The 16,851-nt window shown below is 66.3% G+C and carries 15 protein-coding genes; 7 read left to right on the top strand and 8 right to left on the bottom strand.

Annotated features, from left to right (window positions below; all coding sequences use genetic code 11):
- Positions 1-212: 212 nt before the first annotated feature.
- Positions 213-1,151: a carbohydrate kinase family protein gene (locus ACVOME_RS15995; protein ID WP_053519641.1), complete on the top strand. Its 939-nt coding sequence runs from the start codon at positions 213-215 to the stop codon at positions 1,149-1,151.
- A 130-nt stretch (positions 1,152-1,281) separates the two neighbouring features.
- Here ACVOME_RS15995 and ACVOME_RS15990 read toward each other — a convergent pair whose 3' ends face one another.
- The 4 genes from ACVOME_RS15990 to ubiE form a co-directional block, all read right to left on the bottom strand.
- On the bottom strand, positions 1,282-1,902 hold the full coding sequence (locus ACVOME_RS15990) for an HAD family hydrolase (protein ID WP_481505280.1): 621 nt from the start codon (positions 1,900-1,902) through the stop codon (positions 1,282-1,284).
- Complete coding sequence (locus ACVOME_RS15985) at positions 1,902-2,633, bottom strand: hypothetical protein (RefSeq protein WP_481505277.1); 732 nt, start codon at positions 2,631-2,633, stop codon at positions 1,902-1,904. Before ACVOME_RS15985 ends, ACVOME_RS15990 begins: the two co-directional genes overlap by 1 nt.
- A gap of 93 nt (positions 2,634-2,726) precedes the next feature.
- Entirely contained in the window at positions 2,727-4,655 is a 1,929-nt protein-coding gene (locus tag ACVOME_RS15980) for a M1 family metallopeptidase (protein ID WP_111186200.1), read from the bottom strand.
- 135 nt (positions 4,656-4,790) lie between these two features.
- The gene (ubiE, locus tag ACVOME_RS15975; protein WP_481505276.1) at positions 4,791-5,552 is read right to left on the bottom strand and encodes a bifunctional demethylmenaquinone methyltransferase/2-methoxy-6-polyprenyl-1,4-benzoquinol methylase UbiE; all 762 of its coding nucleotides are present in this window, start codon (positions 5,550-5,552) and stop codon (positions 4,791-4,793) included.
- 80 nt (positions 5,553-5,632) lie between these two features.
- On the opposite strand from ubiE, the gene ACVOME_RS15970 reads away from it, so the two are divergent.
- From ACVOME_RS15970 to ACVOME_RS15950, 5 genes are all read left to right on the top strand, one after another.
- Positions 5,633-6,085, top strand: coding sequence for a nucleoside deaminase (locus ACVOME_RS15970; protein ID WP_197571616.1), 453 nt, complete (start codon positions 5,633-5,635; stop codon positions 6,083-6,085).
- 197 nt (positions 6,086-6,282) lie between these two features.
- Positions 6,283-6,543: a hypothetical protein gene (locus tag ACVOME_RS15965; RefSeq protein ID WP_180876838.1), complete on the top strand. Its 261-nt coding sequence runs from the start codon at positions 6,283-6,285 to the stop codon at positions 6,541-6,543.
- A 74-nt stretch (positions 6,544-6,617) separates the two neighbouring features.
- On the top strand, positions 6,618-6,944 hold the full coding sequence (locus ACVOME_RS15960) for a hypothetical protein (protein ID WP_111186202.1): 327 nt from the start codon (positions 6,618-6,620) through the stop codon (positions 6,942-6,944).
- A 69-nt stretch (positions 6,945-7,013) separates the two neighbouring features.
- Positions 7,014-7,436 carry a low affinity iron permease family protein gene (locus tag ACVOME_RS15955; RefSeq protein ID WP_053520445.1) on the top strand — a complete coding sequence of 141 codons (423 nt, stop codon included), beginning with the start codon at positions 7,014-7,016 and terminating at the stop codon, positions 7,434-7,436.
- Between the two features lie 304 nt (positions 7,437-7,740).
- Complete coding sequence (locus tag ACVOME_RS15950; protein WP_197572522.1) at positions 7,741-8,193, top strand: REP-associated tyrosine transposase; 453 nt, start codon at positions 7,741-7,743, stop codon at positions 8,191-8,193.
- 202 nt (positions 8,194-8,395) lie between these two features.
- Here the strand turns inward: ACVOME_RS15950 and smeF are convergent, their stop codons facing one another.
- From smeF to smeD, 3 genes are all read right to left on the bottom strand, one after another.
- The gene (smeF, locus tag ACVOME_RS15945) at positions 8,396-9,781 is read right to left on the bottom strand and encodes a multidrug efflux RND transporter outer membrane subunit SmeF (protein ID WP_197600921.1); all 1,386 of its coding nucleotides are present in this window, start codon (positions 9,779-9,781) and stop codon (positions 8,396-8,398) included.
- 97 nt (positions 9,782-9,878) lie between these two features.
- Positions 9,879-13,001 (bottom strand): multidrug efflux RND transporter permease subunit SmeE, encoded by a 3,123-nt coding sequence (smeE, locus tag ACVOME_RS15940; RefSeq protein ID WP_053520172.1) that lies wholly within the window; start codon positions 12,999-13,001, stop codon positions 9,879-9,881.
- 12 nt (positions 13,002-13,013) lie between these two features.
- Entirely contained in the window at positions 13,014-14,195 is a 1,182-nt protein-coding gene (gene smeD / locus ACVOME_RS15935; protein WP_065175174.1) for a multidrug efflux RND transporter periplasmic adaptor subunit SmeD, read from the bottom strand.
- 221 nt (positions 14,196-14,416) lie between these two features.
- On the opposite strand from smeD, the gene ACVOME_RS15930 reads away from it, so the two are divergent.
- Positions 14,417-15,076 (top strand): TetR family transcriptional regulator, encoded by a 660-nt coding sequence (locus ACVOME_RS15930; RefSeq protein WP_065175175.1) that lies wholly within the window; start codon positions 14,417-14,419, stop codon positions 15,074-15,076.
- A 56-nt stretch (positions 15,077-15,132) separates the two neighbouring features.
- On the opposite strand, the gene hslU is transcribed toward ACVOME_RS15930, so the two are convergent.
- Positions 15,133-16,506, bottom strand: a complete 1,374-nt coding sequence (gene hslU / locus ACVOME_RS15925) for an ATP-dependent protease ATPase subunit HslU (protein ID WP_481505275.1) — start codon at positions 16,504-16,506, stop codon at positions 15,133-15,135.
- Positions 16,507-16,851: the final 345 nt, after the last annotated feature.

Genomic DNA, 16,851 nt, shown 5'->3' with positions numbered 1-16,851 from the left:
ACAAGCCTAGCAACCCGCCTGCCGCCGAGCAAGGAAAAATCCAGCTGAACCCGCGTCTTCACAGGCTTTGGGCCTGATCCGGCATCACCCGCTTCTGGCCCTGAGCGGCACCAGCGGGTAACCTTTGCGCCGTCGGGCGCCCAAGGGCGCCGTTTGCTTGCCCGTCGAAGCGGGCAGGCCCACCCCAAAATTCACCGCATAGGCTTACATCGATGTCCGCTCTGATCTGTGGTTCTCTTGCCTTCGACACCATCATGGTGTTTCCGGACCAGTTCAAGAATCACATCCTGCCGGACAAGGTGCACATCCTGAACGTGTCGTTCCTGGTCCCGCGGATGCGCCGCGAGTTCGGCGGCTGCGCCGGCAACATCGCCTACAACCTGCATCTACTGGGCGGCCACCCGATCCCGATGGGCACGGTCGGCTCGGACTTCGGCCCGTACCGCGAGTACTTCGATGGCCTGGGCATCGACCTGTCGCGCGTGCGCGTGATCGATGAGCTGTTCACCCCGCAGGCCTTCATCACCACCGACCACGACAACAACCAGATCACCGCCTTCCACCCGGGCGCGATGATGCGCTCCTACGAGAACCACGTGCGTGGCGTGCCGGGCGTGACCCTGGGCCTGGTCGGCCCGGACGGCCGCGAAGGCATGATCCAGAACGCGCTGGAGTTCCACGAGGACGGCATCCCGTTCATCTTCGACCCGGGCCAGGCCATGCCGCTGTTCAACGGACCGGAGCTGCGCCAGTTCATCGAGCAGGCCGACTACGTGGTGGTCAACGACTACGAGTCGAACCTGCTGCAGGAACGCACCGGCTGGGACGAGAAGGAAATCGTCAGCCGCGTGCAGGCCTACATCACCACCCGCGGCCCGAAGGGCGCGGTCATCCACACGCCGGACAAGAGCTACGACATCCCGCCGGCGCACGAGCGCCGTGTGGTCGATCCAACCGGCTGCGGCGATGCCTTCCGCGCCGGCCTGATCTACGGCATCCAGAAAGGCTACGACTGGCTGACCATCGGCCGCATGGGCAACCTGATGGGCGCACTGAAGGTCGAGCACCCGGGCACCCAGAACCAGCGCTTCACCTTCGATGAGTTCAACGAGCAGTTCAAGCAGCAGTTCGGATACGCGCTGGGCGCGTAAGCCTGCCGGCACTACCGGAACTTCCGACCGACACGTTGCCTGCTCTCTGTAGAGCCGAGCCATGCTCGGCCTGCGCGCGCCAGCGCGATCTGACCGCAGAGCAGCCGAGCGTGGGCTCGGCTCTACACGGTCATGCGCCCTGCCAGGCCGCCAACAGGGCGCGGCAATCGGCGAAGTGCCAATCGGCGCGGCCCGGCCATGGGTTCTCCGGCAGATTGACCAGCACGGTGTGCGTGCCTGCGGCACGGCCGCACTCCAGGTCGTAGGCGTGGTCGCCAACCATCACCGCCTCCGTCGCTGCAACGCCCCAACGCCGCAGGTGCTGCTGCAGGCCATCCGGCGAGGGCTTGGGCACCGCTTCATCACGGCCGACGATGTCGGCATCGTCGAACAACGCCCCGACCCCGATCGCCTCCAGCGTCAGCTTCGCCAGCGCATGGTCGTTACGGGTCAGGATGCCCAGCCGGCACCCGGCGGCCGCCAGCGCGCGCAGCAGCGTCACCGCGCCCGGCGCGGGCAGCGCGTCCTCGGCCAGCCCGCGCTCGTGGTCCAGCAACCACTCACGCTTGGCCTGAGCCGATGCGTCAGGCAGCGCCGCGATATGGTCGAGGATGTCTTCCTCGGCGGCGATCTCCAATGCGCGGCGGATCGCGGCAAAATCATGCACGGCGACGGTCAGCGTTCCGTCCATGTCGAACACCCAGTGGCGGATCGCGGGCAGCGCCTGCGCGGCCGTGGCCGCGCCCGGCATCACTGCCACCACTGCGGCATGCGGCTGGCGTCGACGCCACCGGTTTCGAACACCGCCGTGCGGGTGCCGCCGGCCTTGACCGGGAACTCGATGCTGATCGACCTGCCCTTGCGCGCCAGCTTCCACAGCGCCTTCTGGTCGGTGATGAACAGCGCAATCGCCTCATCGGTCTGCGGCCGCCAGGCGGCCATCGACACCGGCTTGCCGTCGTCCACGGTCACCTTCACCGTACACTGCGGGCAGCGGAAATCGCCGGCCTGCAGCACCAGGTAGGCGTGCCGCTTCCACTCCGGGTGATCGCGGAACACCAGCTGCACCGGCTTTGCGCCGCTGCCATCCACGTCCACCCGTTCCTTGCTGTAGATCTGCGCCGAAATCTGGTTGCCCTTGTTGCCGACCGGGATCTGGTTGTACTGCCACAGCGCCTGCATGCGGCGCAGGTCGCGCGCGGCATCGCCCTTGGCCTTGACCTCTTCGAAGCCTGCGGCGATGCGCTCGGCGGCGGCCGTGTCCTTGTACTCATCCAGCAGCGCGGCGCCATGCAGTCGCGCGCGCTCCCAGTCCTGCGCGGCGACGGCCATGTCGTACTGCCTGGCCACGTCCTCGGCCTTGGCTTCCTTCTGCGCCTGAACGGCGGCCGCGGCGGCTTCCTGCGCCTTGCGCTCTTCTTCGGGATTGCTGCAGGCGGCCAGGGCCAGGGTGCAGGCGGTGAGCAGGATCAGTCGTTTCATGGCAGAGGTCCTTCGTGTTTTTCGCATGCTTGCAAAGTCGCGCATGGCTCGACTCTACAAAAAAAAGCGCCGGGCAGTGCCCGGCGCTTGTTCTTACTTGGCTTCGGCCTTGGCCAGCATGTCCTGGACCGAGGCAGTGGTGATCGGATGGTAGCCCGGCTTGGCCTTCTCGAAGGCCTGCTTGGCCAGCTCCAGCCCCTTCGGCGTCTTCACCAGTTCGGCGTAGATCGGCAGGATCAGCTTGCGACGGCCGACACGCTCGATGAATGCCGCCGCGGCCTCATTGGCCGGCTCGTAGCCGCTGCGGATGGCCAGCGGATACCAGCGCATGGCGATCTCGCCATTCGGCGTGCCCGTGAAGTGGAAGGCCTTGTCCAGCGTGGCCAGCGTGTCCAGCGGCTGGGTCGTGCCCAGGCCGTCGATGAAGCGCACCCACTCCTGGGTGCTCCAGTCAGCGATGACCTGGCTGCTGGGCACGGTGCCGGCGCTGGTGAAGGCGATGCGCGCGGTATCGACGCTGCTGAAGTTGCGCGACTGCGCCTTGGCCGCGAACGCCGGGATGCCCGGCTCGTCCAGCCATGCCTTCAGTTCGGCTTCCGTCACTGCCGACGGGTTCTTCGGCAGCAGGTTCTTCTTCAGGTACTCGACGAACTGGTCGGTATTCGCGCTCTGGAAGGCGTGGTCATCGAACCAGCCGCGCAGGAACGGATCGAAGGTCTCGCGGCCGAAACGCTGTTCCAGGAACTCCAGGAACCAGGAACCCTTGACGTAGGCCACCTGGCTCAGGGCTTCATCGGGGTCACGCTCGTTCAGCGGCGGCAGCGCCAGCGCCTGGTCGGCGGGGCTCATGTCCTTCACTTCCGCCAGCAGGTCGGTCTGGTCGATCTGCCGCTCCATTTCGGCCATCTCCTTGCCGTACAGTGCTTCGGTGATGCGGCCCTGGACGTAGGTGGTGAAGCCCTCGTTGAGCCAGATGTCCTTCCAGCTCGCGTTGGTCACCAGGTTGCCCGACCAGCTGTGCGCCAGTTCGTGGGCGACCAGCGAGACCAGCGATTTGTCGCCGACGATCACGGTCGGGGTGGCGAAGGTCAGGCGCGGGTTCTCCATGCCGCCGAACGGGAACGACGGCGGCAGCACCAGCATGTCGTAACGGCCCCAGCGGTACTCGCCGTACAGCTTCTCGGCGGCACCGATCATCTTCTCGGTGTCCTCGAATTCCTTGGCCGCCTTGCCGACCATGGTCGGTTCGGCCCAGACGCCGGAGCGGCCGGAGATCGGCTCGAACACCAGGTCGCCGGCGGCGATCGCCAGCAGGTAGGACGGGATCGGCTGCGGCATCTTGAAGGTGTAGTCACCATCACGCGCGGCCTTGGGGTCGTTGTCGGCGCTCATCAGCACCATGACGTCCGGGCGCGAGACCACGTGCGCGCTGTAGGTGAAGCGCACGCTCGGGGTGTCCTGCAGCGGCACCCAGGAACGGGCATGGATGGCCTGCGACTGGCTGAACATGAAGGGCAGCTTCTTGCCTTCGGTCATCGACGGCGCCAGCCACTGCAGGCCCGAGGCGGTCGGCGCGGTGTGGTAGGTCACCTCGACCTTGGCCGGCTGCTGCGGGGCCTCGATGGTCAGCTTGCTGCCGAACACCTTGTCGGCCGCCGCCAGCTCGAACTTCAGCGGGCTGCGCGCGCCGTCAGCGGCAACGGCTTCGACCTTGGACACGGTCAGCTCGCGGGTGTCGAGCACCAGCTGCGTGGCGTCCTTCTGCTTCCATTCCAGGGTGTAGGTCGCGGTACCGCCGATCTGCTTCTGGTCGAAGTCCAGCTTCAGGTCCAGCGCGATGTCCTTGATGACGACCTTGTCCGGCTCGGCGTACGAGCTTTCGTCGTGGCTGCGGTTCTCGGCGTTCACGGGAGCGGCGGGGGCCTTTTCGGCAGTCGGGGCGGCGGCGGGCGCGGCCGCCTCCTGGGAGCAGCCGGCGGCCAGGGCCACGGCCAACGGAAGGAGCATCAGCGGATTGCGCATGAATCGGGACCGTTACGGGGAGCAAACCCCAATGGTACCTCCCTCCGGCCCCGCAGGCGTTGCGCGGTGCGGGGTAAGGCAGGGCGGCCGGCGCTACCGACGGATGCCGGGCCAAGCCCGGCGGCCCTGGATGCCTTACAGCTTGTAGCCGGAGTGGATCGACACGATGCCGCCGGTCAGGTTCTTGTAGTGGCAGCGCTCGAAACCGGCCTCGCCCATCATGGCCTTCAGCTCGTCCTGCGGCGGATGCTTGCGGATGCTCTCGGCCAGGTACTGGTAGCTGTCCGAATCATTGGCGAACAGCTTGCCCAGCTTCGGCAGGATCTTGAACGAGTGGAAGTCGTAGATCGGCTTGAACCAGTCGGCGGTGACCTCGGAGAACTCCAGCACACGCGCCTGGCCGCCGACCTTGAGCACGCGGTACATCTCGCGCAGGCCGGCATCCTTGTCGGTCACGTTGCGCAGGCCGAAGGCGATGGTGACCAGGTCGAAGCTGTTGTCCGGGAACGGCAGGGCCTCGGCATTGCACTGGACGTAGTCCAGGCCCAGCACCAGGCCGCGGTTGGTGAGGCGATCACGGCCCACCGACAGCATGCCGGCATTGATGTCGCCCAGAACCACCGAACCTTCGGCGCCGACGCGCTCCTTCAGCAGGGCGGCAATGTCGCCAGTGCCCCCCGCGAGGTCAAGCACGCGGTCACCGGGCTTCACCTGCGCGGTCGCCACGTAGTAACGCTTCCACGCCCGGTGCACGCCCAGGCTCATCAGGTCGTTCATCAGGTCGTAGTTGCGCGCGACCGAGGTGAACACCTGCCCGACCAGCCTCTGCTTGTCCTTGGCGGCGACGTCGCGGAACCCGAAATGGGTGGTACCGGATTTGTAGGGGGATTCGCTCATGTCCCGATTATCGCACCGCCAGGGCCGCTGCGGGGGAACGGCGCCTTATCATGGCAGCCCATGACCTTCCGGAGCCCCGCATGATCACCACACCTGATTACCAGGCCCTGCTGCAGACCGCCATCGCCGAAGCCCGCCAGGGCTTGGCCGAGGGCGGCGTGCCGATCGGCGCGGCGCTGTACCACAACGACGGTCGCCTGCTCGGCTGCGGCCACAACCGCCGGGTGCAGGAAGGCGATCCCTCCGTGCACGGCGAGACCGACGCCTTCCGCAAGGCCGGGCGCCAGCGTCGCTACCGCGACACGATCATGGTGACCACCCTGGCCCCGTGCTGGTACTGCTCGGGACTGGTGCGCCAGTTCAACATCGGCACCGTGGTGGTCGGCGAGTCCCGCACGTTCCAGGGCGGCATCGACTGGCTGCGCGAAAACGGCGTCAATGTGATCGACCTCGACAGCCAGGAATGCGTCGACCTGCTCGGGAGCTTCATTGCGCAATATCCCGAGATCTGGAACGAAGACATCGGCGAATGAGTGCCGTGGACTGACCCCAGCCCGCGTTTAATGAATGCTTCATCCGCGGCAGGCCCTTGTGCAGTCAGCGTCTGCGGCGTTCGATGTGACGCGCTGCGCACTCCGTCGGCACGCATGCACACGCCGCGGTAACACCCCACCGCTCCGGCACGCCTACGGTGGGGTTACCGGGGCCCCCTACCCCGGCGGAGCCAGCCATGTGCGCGCACGCTGCAAGCCCCACGCCCAATCTGATCCTTGACGGAATCCGCGCCCGCCTGCGGGGCCAATATCGGTTGCATCGGCGCGGCGCCCTGTTCTGGACCGCTTATCAGAGCATGCAGCTGGAACTGGTGCGCGACCATCCACGCGACCACGTCCGCCTGTGCAACGCGATGGCGGACATCGCTGAAGACCTCGGCGTGGTCGAGCACGCCCAACTGATCGGCAATCGCAACGCTGTTTCCACATTGCGATGACACCGCTTCCACCGGTGATCAGGCAACACTGCGATTCCCCCCACTCCACGTCCACCTCAACCGATTGGATCGACATGCACACTGAAGTCCCCGCCATTCCCCCGGTCATCGACGTCGATGCGGAACTCGACCACTGGCGCCGCCAGCACGCCGACGGTGCGCTGCCTCATAATTCGTTCGGCTCCTACGTGCCCTGGATCAAGTTCGCCTGCGATTCGCTGATCACCCAGCCGCGCGCCAGCAACGCGCAGCGTGACGAGATGTTCCAGACCCAGTATGCGCTGCAGATCATGCCGCGGCTGAGCGAAGCACAGGCCCGCGAGTTCGTTGACCGCTGCTGGCAGCACGTCTACCAGGCCAGCCGCGTGCGCCTGCAGGACGCACCGCGGCTGCGCGCCTGAGCAGGCCTGCTGCACGCAGGCTGCACGGCCACGCGCCGATCATCACGTCATCCCAGCGGGACGACGACGATGAAAGCAAGAAACCTGTTCAATACCATCGCCAAGAAGGCCGCGGCCGCCACCGGCTCTCCGTGGACCTTTCTGGGTGCAGTAGCCATCGTGGTGGTGTGGGGCATCTCCGGCCCGGTGTTCGGTTTCAACGACACCTGGCAGCTGGTCATCAACACCGGCACCACCATCATCACCTTCCTGATGGTCTTCCTGATCCAGCACACGCAGAACGCCGATACCGCGGCGATGCAGATCAAGCTGGACGAACTGATCCGGGCCACCGCGGAAGCCAACAACGAGCTGCTGGATCTGGAAGAACTGGACGAGCAGCGGCTGGAAGAGATCCGCGCCGAGTATGAGCGGATGGCACGCGAAGCCGGCGACGCCCTGGCCCGTGTGCGGGCCTGCCACACGGTGCGCCGTGATGACGAAGCGGTGTAGCCCTGACGACCTGCGAACACCTGATCGAAGCGCCGCCGGGTATGACCCGGCGCTACCGTAATCCACGTCGGACCATGCCCGGCGAGCGCGTAGCGCGGCCTGCGTCAGGCCCTGCGAAGGCCTGATCGAAGCGCCGCCGGATATGACCTAGCGCTACCGCAATCCACCTACAGGTAGCGCCGGGCCATGCCCGGCGAGCGCGCAACGCGGCTCCTCAAGGTGAAGCTGCAACACGGCGGTTCCCCACGTGATTCATTGGCAATCGCTGATAAACGCATGCATCCCTCCGGCACAGACTGGCCGCATGTCCAGTCGTCACCTAACGCGCAGCCGCGATTCGCGCATCGAAGGCTACTATGTGCTCACGACCGTCGTGCGGCAACGTCGGCGTGTTTTTGCGGATCCCCGTTGTGCTGCATGCCTTGTGGATTCGCTTCGCTACGTCGAACACATGGGACTCAGCCATTCATTCGCATGGGTCGTCATGCCCGATCATCTGCATTGGCTGGTGCAACTCCGTGATGGAACACTTGCGCGCCTGATGGGAACGCTGAAATCACGCAGCAGCAGGCTGTTGGGGCAGCAATTTGGCGTGCAGACGCCGCTATGGCAGCCGAGCTACTTCGATCATGCGGTGCGCACTGAAGATGCAATCAGGCGCCATGCGCTGTACATCCTTGGCAATCCCGTTCGTGCGGGGCTGGCGGTTCAGCTGGACGAGTATCCATTCGCCTGGTGCCGCTGGTCCCTGCGGTAGTACCGAGCCTTGCGAATGTCTGGCCGAAGAGCCGCCGGGTATGACCCGGCGCTACCGCAATCCACCTCCAGGAAGCGCCGGGCCATGCCCGGCGAGCGCGCAGCGCGGCCTGCGTCAGACTTTGCGAACGTCTGACCGAAAAGCCGCCGGGTATGACCCGGCGCTACCGGAATCCGCGCCGGGCCATGCCCGGCGCGTCCCGTCAGCTGCGTTCGTGCCAGCCGCCGCCCAGCACCTTGTACAGGGTGATGCGGTTGGCCTGCTGGGCCAGTTGCGCCTGCAGCCGCGTCTGCTGCGCGCTGTAGGCCGTACGACGCGCGTCGAGCAGGCTGACGAAGCTGTCCAGGCCGGCGTCATAGCGTGCCTGCGACAGCCGGTTGGCCTGCTCGGCCGCGTCGACCAGACGCTGCTGCGCGCTGACCTGCTCATCCAGGCTGACATTCATCGACAGCGCATCCGCCACTTCGCGGAAGCCGTTCTGGATCGCCTTCTCGTACTGCGCCAATGCGATATCACGATCTGCATTGGCGATGTCGAGATTGGCACGCAGACGGCCGCCCTGGAAGATCGGCAGGGTGATCTTCGGCAGGAAGCTCCACACGCGCGTGCCGCTGTCGAAGAGGTTCGACAGTTCGTTCGATCCGCTGCCGATGCTGCCTGTCAGCGAAATGCTCGGGAAGAACGCTGCGCGGGCAGCGCCGATGTTGGCGTTGGCGGCCAGCAACTGGTGTTCGGCCGCCATGATGTCCGGGCGCAGCAGCAGCACGTCGCTGGGCAGGCCGGCCGGTGGTGGGGCCAGTGCCAGCAACTGCGGCTCGATGCCATCCGGCAGCAGAGCCGGGTCGACCTGGCCACCGGCCAGCAGCGCCAGGGCATTGCGGTCCTGCGCGAGCTGGCCGCGCAGGCGTGCGGCATCGGTGCGCGCGGTTTCGACCAGGGTGCGGGTCTGGGTCAGTTCAAGTGCTGAACTGCCGCCACGTTCATGGCGTGCTTCTGCCAGGCGCAGCGAATCCTCATAGGTCTTCAGCGTCGCTTCGGCGATCTTCAGCTGCTGGCTGTCGGCGCCGTAGGTCAGCCACGCCGTTGCCGTCTCGGCCACCAGGCTCAGCTGTGCATTACGGCGGTTGGCGGCGATGGCAAAGTACTGCTGCAGGGCTGCTTCGCTGAGGTTGCGCACGCGGCCGAACAGGTCCAGCTCGAATTCGGCCACACCGACGCCGGCAGTGAACTGCTCGGTGACTCCCGCATCCGTACCTGTGCGCTCCATCTGCCCGGTGAAGGCCACACCCGGCACCCGGTCGGCGCGCTGCACCCGGTACTGGCCGCGTGCGCGCTCGACATTGAGCACGGCCACACGCAGGTCGCGGTTGTTGTCCAGCGCCTGGCCGATCACCTGCTGCAGGCGTGGATCGGTGAAGAAGTCACGCCAGCCCAGCGTGGCCACATCGGCAACCTGGCCCTGCGTGGCCTCTGCCGGCCACTGCGCAGGAATCGCCGGGGCAACGGCCGTGTCCTTCGGCGCGAGGGTGGAGCAGCCGGCGACCGTGAGCACGGCGGCCAGGGATACAGCAAGAGAAGAGAATTTCATGGCGACACCTTGGGGGTCACGGTGGTAGCGCCGGGCCGTTCCCGGCAGCTACGCGGTAAGGCATCCGCCAGGCATGGCCCGGCGCTGCCGGATTCCATCACTCGGCGGTCCTGCGTTTGAACACGCGCTGCACCACCACGAAGAACAGCGGCACGAAGAACACGCCCAGCGCGGTGCCGACGATCATGCCGCCCAGCACGCCGATGCCGATGGCCTGCTTGGCGCCGGAACCGGCACCGGTGGAGATCGCCAGCGGCACCACGCCCATGCCGAATGCAAGCGAGGTCATCACGATGGGACGCAGGCGATCGCGCACGGCATGCATGATCGATTCGATCAGGCCGGCCCCCTTCTCCAGGTTTTCCTTGGCGAACTCGACGATCAGGATCGCGTTCTTGCTGGTCAGGCCCACCGTGGTCAGCATTGCCACCTGGAAGTAGATGTCGCGCTCCAGGCCCTTGAAGGTGTTGGCCAGCACCGCGCCGAGGATACCCAGCGGGGCGGCCAGCAGCACGGCGGTCGGAACACTCCAGCTTTCGTACATCGCGGCCAGGCACAGGAACACGATCATCAGCGATAGCGTGTACAGCAGCGGGGTCTGCGAGCCGGCCTGGCGTTCCTGATAGGACATCGCGGTCCACTCGATGCCGAAGCCCGCCGGCAGCTGCTTGGCCAGCTGCTCGATCTCCGCCATGGCGTCACCGGAGGCGACTCCCGGGGCCGGTTCGCCCTGGATTTCCATTGCCGACACGCCGTTGTAGCGCTCCAGGCGCGGCGAGCCGTAATCCCAGTGCTTGCTGGCGAAGGCGCTGAACGGAACCATCTCGCCCTTATCGTTCTTCACCGACCAGAGATCGAAGTCCTCCGGCACCATGCGGAACGGCTGGTCGGCCTGCACGAACACACGCTTGACGCGGCCACGGTCGACGAAATCATCGATGTACGCGCTGCCCCATGCGGTGGCCAGGGTGGTATTGACCTGGGCGATCGACAGCCCCAGCGACGTTGCCTTGGCCACATCAATGTCGATGCGGAACTGCGGCGTGTCTTCCTGGCCGTTCGGGCGGACGTTGGCCAGCTTCTTGCTGCCGGCCGCCAGGCCGAGCAGCTGGTCACGCGCGGCCACCAGTGCATCGTGGCCCTGGCCGCTGTTGTCCTTCAGGAAGAAGGTGTAGCCCGAAGCAGTGCCCAGCTCCGGGATCGCCGGCGGCGGGAAGGCGAAGATGAAGGCGTCCTTGATCCCACCCAGCGCAGCCATGGCGCGGCCGGTGATCGGCATCACGCCGTTGTCGGCGTCACGCTCGCTCCAGTCCTTCAGCTTGACGAAGGCCATGCCCGCGTTCTGGCCCATGCCGGCGAAGCTGAAGCCCTGCACCGAGAACACCGACTCGACCGCCGCCTTCTCGTTCTCCAGGAAGTGGTTCTCCAGTGCCGCGATCGATTCCAGGGTACGTTCCTGGGTGGCGCCGACCGGGGCCTGCACCAGCGCCATCAGCACGCCCTGGTCTTCATTGGGCAGGAACGAGCTGGGCAGGCGCACGAACAGAACCGCCATCAGTACGAACAGCGCGGCGACGATGCCCATGAAACGCCACGGACGGTTCAGGATGCCGCGTACACCACGCTGGTAGCTTTCGCTGGTGCGGTCGAAACCCCGGTTGAAGCCGTTGAAGAAGCGACCGGCCAGGCCGCGGTGGGCGACATGATGCTCGCCCTTCTTCAGCGGCTTGAGCAGCGTGGCGCACAGCGCCGGGGTCAGTACGATCGCGACCAGCACCGACAGCGCCATCGCCGAAACGATCGTGGCCGAGAACTGCCGGTAGATCACGCCGGTGGAGCCACTCATGAAGGCCATCGGCACGAAGACGGCCGACAGCACCAGGCCGATGCCGACCAGTGCACCGGTGATCTGGCCCATCGACTTGCGGGTGGCCTCCAGCGGCGACAGGCCCTCCTCGGACATGATGCGCTCGACGTTCTCCACCACCACGATGGCGTCGTCCACCAGCAGGCCGATCGCCAGCACCATCGCGAACATGGTCAGCATGTTCACCGAGAAGCCGAGCATCGCCAGTACGCCGAACGTGCCCAGCAGCACCACCGGCACGGCGATGGTCGGGATCAGGGTGGCGCGGAAGTTCTGCAGGAACAGGTACATCACCACGAACACCAGCACGATCGCTTCGATCAGGGTCTGCACGACGCCCTTGATCGACACGCGTACGAACGGCGTGGTGTCGTACGGAATCTCGGCCTTCAGGCCGGCCGGGAAGAAGTTCTTCAGGTCGTCCAGCGCGGCATCCACGCCGGCGGCAGTGTCGAGCGCATTGGCGCCGGTGGCCAGGGTGACGGCCAGGCCGCTAGCCGGCTGGCCGTTGTAGCGGGTGACGAAGTCGTAGGACTCCGCGCCCAGCTCGACGCGGGCGACATCACCCAGGCGCAGTTCGGCACCGTCCTGCGCGCCGCGCACGACGATGTTGCGGAACTGCTCCGGCGTCTGCAGGCGCGACTGCGCATTGATCGTGGCGTTGAGCTGCTGGCCCTTGACCGAGGGCGCGCCGCCCAGCTGGCCGATCGCCACCTGTGCGTTCTGTGCCTGGATCGCTGCGGTCACTTCCGGCACCGACAGGCCATAGGTATGCAGCTTGTTCGGGTCCAGCCAGATGCGCATGGCGTACTTGCCGCCGAAGACCTGGATGTTGCCCACGCCCGGGACTCGGCTCAGGCGATCGACGACATTGGAGCCGACGTAATCGGCGATGTCGTTGGCATCCATGCTGCCGTCTTCGGAGACGAAGGCGATCACGTTCAGGAAGCCCGAGCTGGACTTGGCCACGTTGATGCCCTGCCGCTGCACTTCCTGCGGCAGCAGCGGCATGGCCAGCTGCAGCTTGTTCTGCACCTGCACCTGCGCGATGTCCGGATTGGTACCGCTCTCGAAGGTCAGGGTGATGGTCGCCTGGCCGTTGGCCGAGCTGTTGGAGGAGAAGTAGATCAGGCCATCAAGCCCCTTCATGTTCTGCTCGATGATCTGCGTCACCGAGTCTTCGACCACTTTGGCCGAGGCACCCGGGTAGGTGGCGCTGATTTCCACCGCCGGCGGAGCGACGTTGGGATACATCGAGACCGGCAGCTTGAACAGGGCCAGGCCGCCGGCGAGCATGATGATGATGGCGATGACCCACGCGAAGATGGGTCGATCGATGAAAAAGCGTGCCATGGAATTCTCCGCTTACTTCGCGTCGCCGGCCGGAGCCGCAGGCGGGGCAGCGGCCGGCTTGGCCGGTGCGGCGCCCTTTTCGGTGGCGTTGACCGGCATGCCGGGGCCGATCTTCTGCAGGCCTTCGACGATGACCTTGTCGCCGGGCTTCAGGCCATCCTCGACCAGCCACTTGTCGCCGATGGTGCGGCTGACCTTGACCGGGCGGACTTCGACCTTGCTGTCCTTGCCGACCACCATCGCCGTGGTGTCACCCTTGGCATCGCGGGCGATGCCCTGCATCGGCACCAGCACCGCGTCGCTGCGCACGCCGCCACCGATCACTGCGCGCACGTACATGCCCGGCATCAGCAGGCCATCGGGGTTCTCCACCTTGACCCGCAGGCCGAAGCTGCCGGTGGCTGGATCGACGCTGACTTCGGAGAACTCCAGCGTGCCCTTGTGCTCGAAAGCGCTGCCGTCTTCCAGCAGGATGCTGACCGGCGTCTGCTGGTTGTCCTGCAGGCGGCCGGCGGCCAGCTCGCGGCGCAGCTGCAGCAGCTCGGCCGAGGACTGGGTGAGGTCGACATAGATCGGATCCAGCTGCTGCACTGTGGCCAAGGCGTCGGCCTGGCCGGCGTTCACCAGCGCACCCTGGGTGACGCTGGACTTGCCGATGCGGCCGCTGATGGGCGCGGTGATGCGGGCGTAGCCCAGCGTGACGTTGGCCGAATCCAGCGAAGCCCGGGCGGCGCCGACATCGGCCTCGGCCTGCTTCTGCGCGGCTACGGCGTTTTCCAGATCCTGCTGGCTGACCGCATCGACCTTGGCCAGCTCGGTGATGCGCTTGGCACTCAGGCGCGCGGCGTTGGCCGTGGCTTCGGCGCGGGCCAGCTGTGCGCGGGCACTGTTGGCCTGGGCGCGGTAGCTGGCGTCATCCAGCTGGTACAACGGCTCGCCGGCCTTGACCATGCCGCCCTCGGTAAACAGGCGCTTGGCCACGATGCCGCTGACCTGCGGACGGACTTCGGCCACCAGGAAGGCATTGGTCCGGCCCGGCAACTCGCGGGTCAGGCCCACGGTCTCGGACTTCAGCGTGACCACGCTGACCTGGCCGGGCCCCTGTTCGGGGGCCTGGGGTTCGCCGCCACAGGCGGCCACGGTCGTGGCGATGGCCAGCGACAGCGCAAAGGGTCGGATTCGGCTCAGCAACATGGGGAAGGCTCTTGGAAGGAAGAATCTCAGCAGGCGCTGATACGGCGGACACCTCCCGGGAACGGGTTGAGGCCTCACGTACAACGCCCACCCGGGCAGGCATGGGTGCCGGAACAGGACAGCCACGCACACGACGGGAACGATGGAGGTGAAATATACATACATGCTTGTTTGTTTGTAAACAGGTACAATTCAGCCACGTTTCACCCGTACTCGTACCCATGGCCCGCAAGACCAAAGAGGACACCCAGGCAACCCGGGAAGGCATCCTTGACGCCGCCGAAGCCTGCTTCCATGAACATGGCGTGGCCCGTACCACGCTGGAGATGATCGGTGCCCGCGCCGGCTATACCCGCGGCGCCGTGTACTGGCACTTCAAGAACAAGGGCGAGGTGCTGGCCGCGATCATCGAACGGGTGCACCTGCCTTTCATGCAGGAACTGGAGCGCACCTCCACCGAGCAGCGCGATACGCCGGTGCATGATCTGCGCGCGGTGATGATCCATTCCTTCATCGAGCTGTCCGAAGACGAGCGCCTGCGCAAGACCATGGAGATCATGCTGCGCAGCGATGCTTCGGCCGACACCAAGGTGCTGACCGAACTCCAGCAGGCCGGTTTCCGCGACGCGCTGGACCGGATGGAGCGTGCGCTGCGACGCGCGCAGGCGCTGGGCCAGCTGCGCGAAGGCGCCGACCCGAAGATCGCCGCGCGCATGCTGCACGCGACCGTGCTGGGGGTGCTGCATGGCGCGATGGTCGAGCCGGATCTGATGGATCTCCAGCGCGACGGCATGCTCGCGCTGGACATGACCCTGGCCGCCTACGTGAAGGAAGGCGTGTTCGAGCCGGGCACCGTACCTGCGCCGTTGCCGGAGGCCTGAGCGCACAGGGGTCGGATCCCTCAAACAAGAAGGCCGCCTTTCGGCGGCCTTCTGCGTTACAGGATGTAGCGGCTCAGGTCCGGATCCTGCACCAGTTCACCCAGATGCGCATCGACGTAAGCGCTGTCGATGGCCAGGGTCTCGCCATCGCGGTCAGGCGCTTCGTAGCTGAGCGAATCCAGCAGGCGCTCCAGTACCGTATGCAGGCGGCGGGCACCGATGTTCTCCTGGCGCTCGTTCACCTGGAAGGCGATCTCGGCCAGGCGGTCGATGGCGTCGGCAGTGAAGCTGACCTTGACGCCTTCGGTGGCCAGCAGCGCTTCGTACTGCTTGGTCAGCGCCGCCTTCGGCTCGGTCAGGATGCGCACGAAATCACCCTTGCTCAGCGCGCCCAGTTCCACGCGGATCGGGAAACGACCCTGCAGCTCCGGAATCAGATCGCTCGGCTTGGCCAGGTGGAAGGCACCGGAAGCGATGAACAGGATATGGTCGGTCTTGATCGTGCCGTACTTGGTCGACACGTTCGAGCCTTCCACCAGCGGCAGCAGATCGCGCTGCACGCCTTCACGCGAGACGTCGCCACCACCCACGTTGTCACCGCGCTTGGCAACCTTGTCGATCTCGTCGATGAAGACGATGCCATGCTGCTCGCAGGCTTCGATCGCCGCAGTGCGGATATCGTCCTCGTTGACCAGCTTGCCGGCTTCTTCCTCCAGCAGCAGCGGGCGTGCCGCCTTGATGGTCAAGGTGCGCTTGTGCGCCTTGGCACCACCGCCGAGATTGGCGAACATGGACTTCAGCTGCTGGCCCATCTCCTCCATGCCCGGCGGCGTCATGATGTCCATGCTGACGTTGGCGGCCAGATCCAGTTCAATCTCGCGCTCGTCCAGCTCACCATTGCGCAGCATCTTGCGGAACTTGAAGCGGGTTTCGTTGTCCTGTGCCGACGGCTCGTTGCGCGCCACTTCCGGGTCGAAACCGATGCCGCCGCTGCGGCGTGGCAGCAGCGCATCGAGAATGCGGTCTTCGGCACGTTCTTCTGCCTGGGTGCGCACGCGCACCTTGGCCTGCTCGCGGTACAGCTTGACCGCGGTATCGGCCAGATCGCGGATGATCTGTTCGACGTCCTTGCCGACGTAGCCGACCTCGGTGAAACGGGTCGCTTCGACCTTCACGAACGGCGCATTGGCCAGCGTGGCCAGGCGACGCGCGATCTCGGTCTTGCCGACGCCGGTCGGGCCGATCATCAGGATGTTCTTCGGCATGACCTCGTTGCGCAGCTCGGCCGGCAGCTGCATGCGGCGCCAGCGGTTGCGCAGGGCGATGGCCACGGCGCGCTTGGCGTCATGCTGGCCAACGATGTGCCGATCCAGCTCCTGCACGATCTCGCGCGGCGTCATGGTGGCGGAGGAAACTTCGATCTTCGACATGGATGGGCTCACGAATGCGTTGTCGATGACACCGGAACCAGACGGCCCGGCCGGTAGCGGCGGGGCCGGCCCCGCGGCGCCGGGGGGGGCCCCGCGCCCCGCCCCCCCCCGGGGGGGGGGGGGGGGTGGGGGGGGGGGCCCCGCCCCGGGGGGGGGGGGGGGTCCCATTCCCCCCCTCTGCTCCCCCCCCCGCCCGCCACACGGAAAACGCACGCACCTGCGCACAGGCAGCCTCAACCCGAGCGATCCCATGCTAGCGCGGATACCACACCCGGAGGTGTCCCACCTGCCCACCCAACACGGTGCCGTCGTCCGCACACCGCTGCGTGCCGACAGCCCCTGCAC

This window comes from Stenotrophomonas sp. STEN008 (assembly GCF_056760435.1).
The sequence above is the reverse complement of the archived record's forward strand: the minus strand, read 5'-3'. Positions and strand labels throughout refer to the sequence as shown.

What these genes read in the sequence shown, in the direction of transcription:
- ACVOME_RS15955 (WP_053520445.1), top strand. Translation starts at nt 7,014, where the DNA reads ATGAAAGCAAGAAACCTGTTCAATACCATCGCCAAGAAGGCCGCGGCC.
- smeE (WP_053520172.1), bottom strand. Translation starts at nt 13,001, where the DNA reads ATGGCACGCTTTTTCATCGATCGACCCATCTTCGCGTGGGTCATCGCC.
- ACVOME_RS15995 (WP_053519641.1), top strand. Translation starts at nt 213, where the DNA reads ATGTCCGCTCTGATCTGTGGTTCTCTTGCCTTCGACACCATCATGGTG.
- ACVOME_RS15990 (WP_481505280.1), bottom strand. Translation starts at nt 1,902, where the DNA reads ATGCCGGGCGCGGCCACGGCCGCGCAGGCGCTGCCCGCGATCCGCCAC.
- ACVOME_RS15930 (WP_065175175.1), top strand. Translation starts at nt 14,417, where the DNA reads ATGGCCCGCAAGACCAAAGAGGACACCCAGGCAACCCGGGAAGGCATC.
- ACVOME_RS15960 (WP_111186202.1), top strand. Translation starts at nt 6,618, where the DNA reads ATGCACACTGAAGTCCCCGCCATTCCCCCGGTCATCGACGTCGATGCG.
- ACVOME_RS15980 (WP_111186200.1), bottom strand. Translation starts at nt 4,655, where the DNA reads ATGCGCAATCCGCTGATGCTCCTTCCGTTGGCCGTGGCCCTGGCCGCC.
- ACVOME_RS15970 (WP_197571616.1), top strand. Translation starts at nt 5,633, where the DNA reads ATGATCACCACACCTGATTACCAGGCCCTGCTGCAGACCGCCATCGCC.
- ubiE (WP_481505276.1), bottom strand. Translation starts at nt 5,552, where the DNA reads ATGAGCGAATCCCCCTACAAATCCGGTACCACCCATTTCGGGTTCCGC.
- ACVOME_RS15985 (WP_481505277.1), bottom strand. Translation starts at nt 2,633, where the DNA reads ATGAAACGACTGATCCTGCTCACCGCCTGCACCCTGGCCCTGGCCGCC.
- hslU (WP_481505275.1), bottom strand. Translation starts at nt 16,506, where the DNA reads ATGTCGAAGATCGAAGTTTCCTCCGCCACCATGACGCCGCGCGAGATC.
- smeF (WP_197600921.1), bottom strand. Translation starts at nt 9,781, where the DNA reads ATGAAATTCTCTTCTCTTGCTGTATCCCTGGCCGCCGTGCTCACGGTC.
- ACVOME_RS15965 (WP_180876838.1), top strand. Translation starts at nt 6,283, where the DNA reads ATGTGCGCGCACGCTGCAAGCCCCACGCCCAATCTGATCCTTGACGGA.
- smeD (WP_065175174.1), bottom strand. Translation starts at nt 14,195, where the DNA reads ATGTTGCTGAGCCGAATCCGACCCTTTGCGCTGTCGCTGGCCATCGCC.
- ACVOME_RS15950 (WP_197572522.1), top strand. Translation starts at nt 7,741, where the DNA reads ATGTCCAGTCGTCACCTAACGCGCAGCCGCGATTCGCGCATCGAAGGC.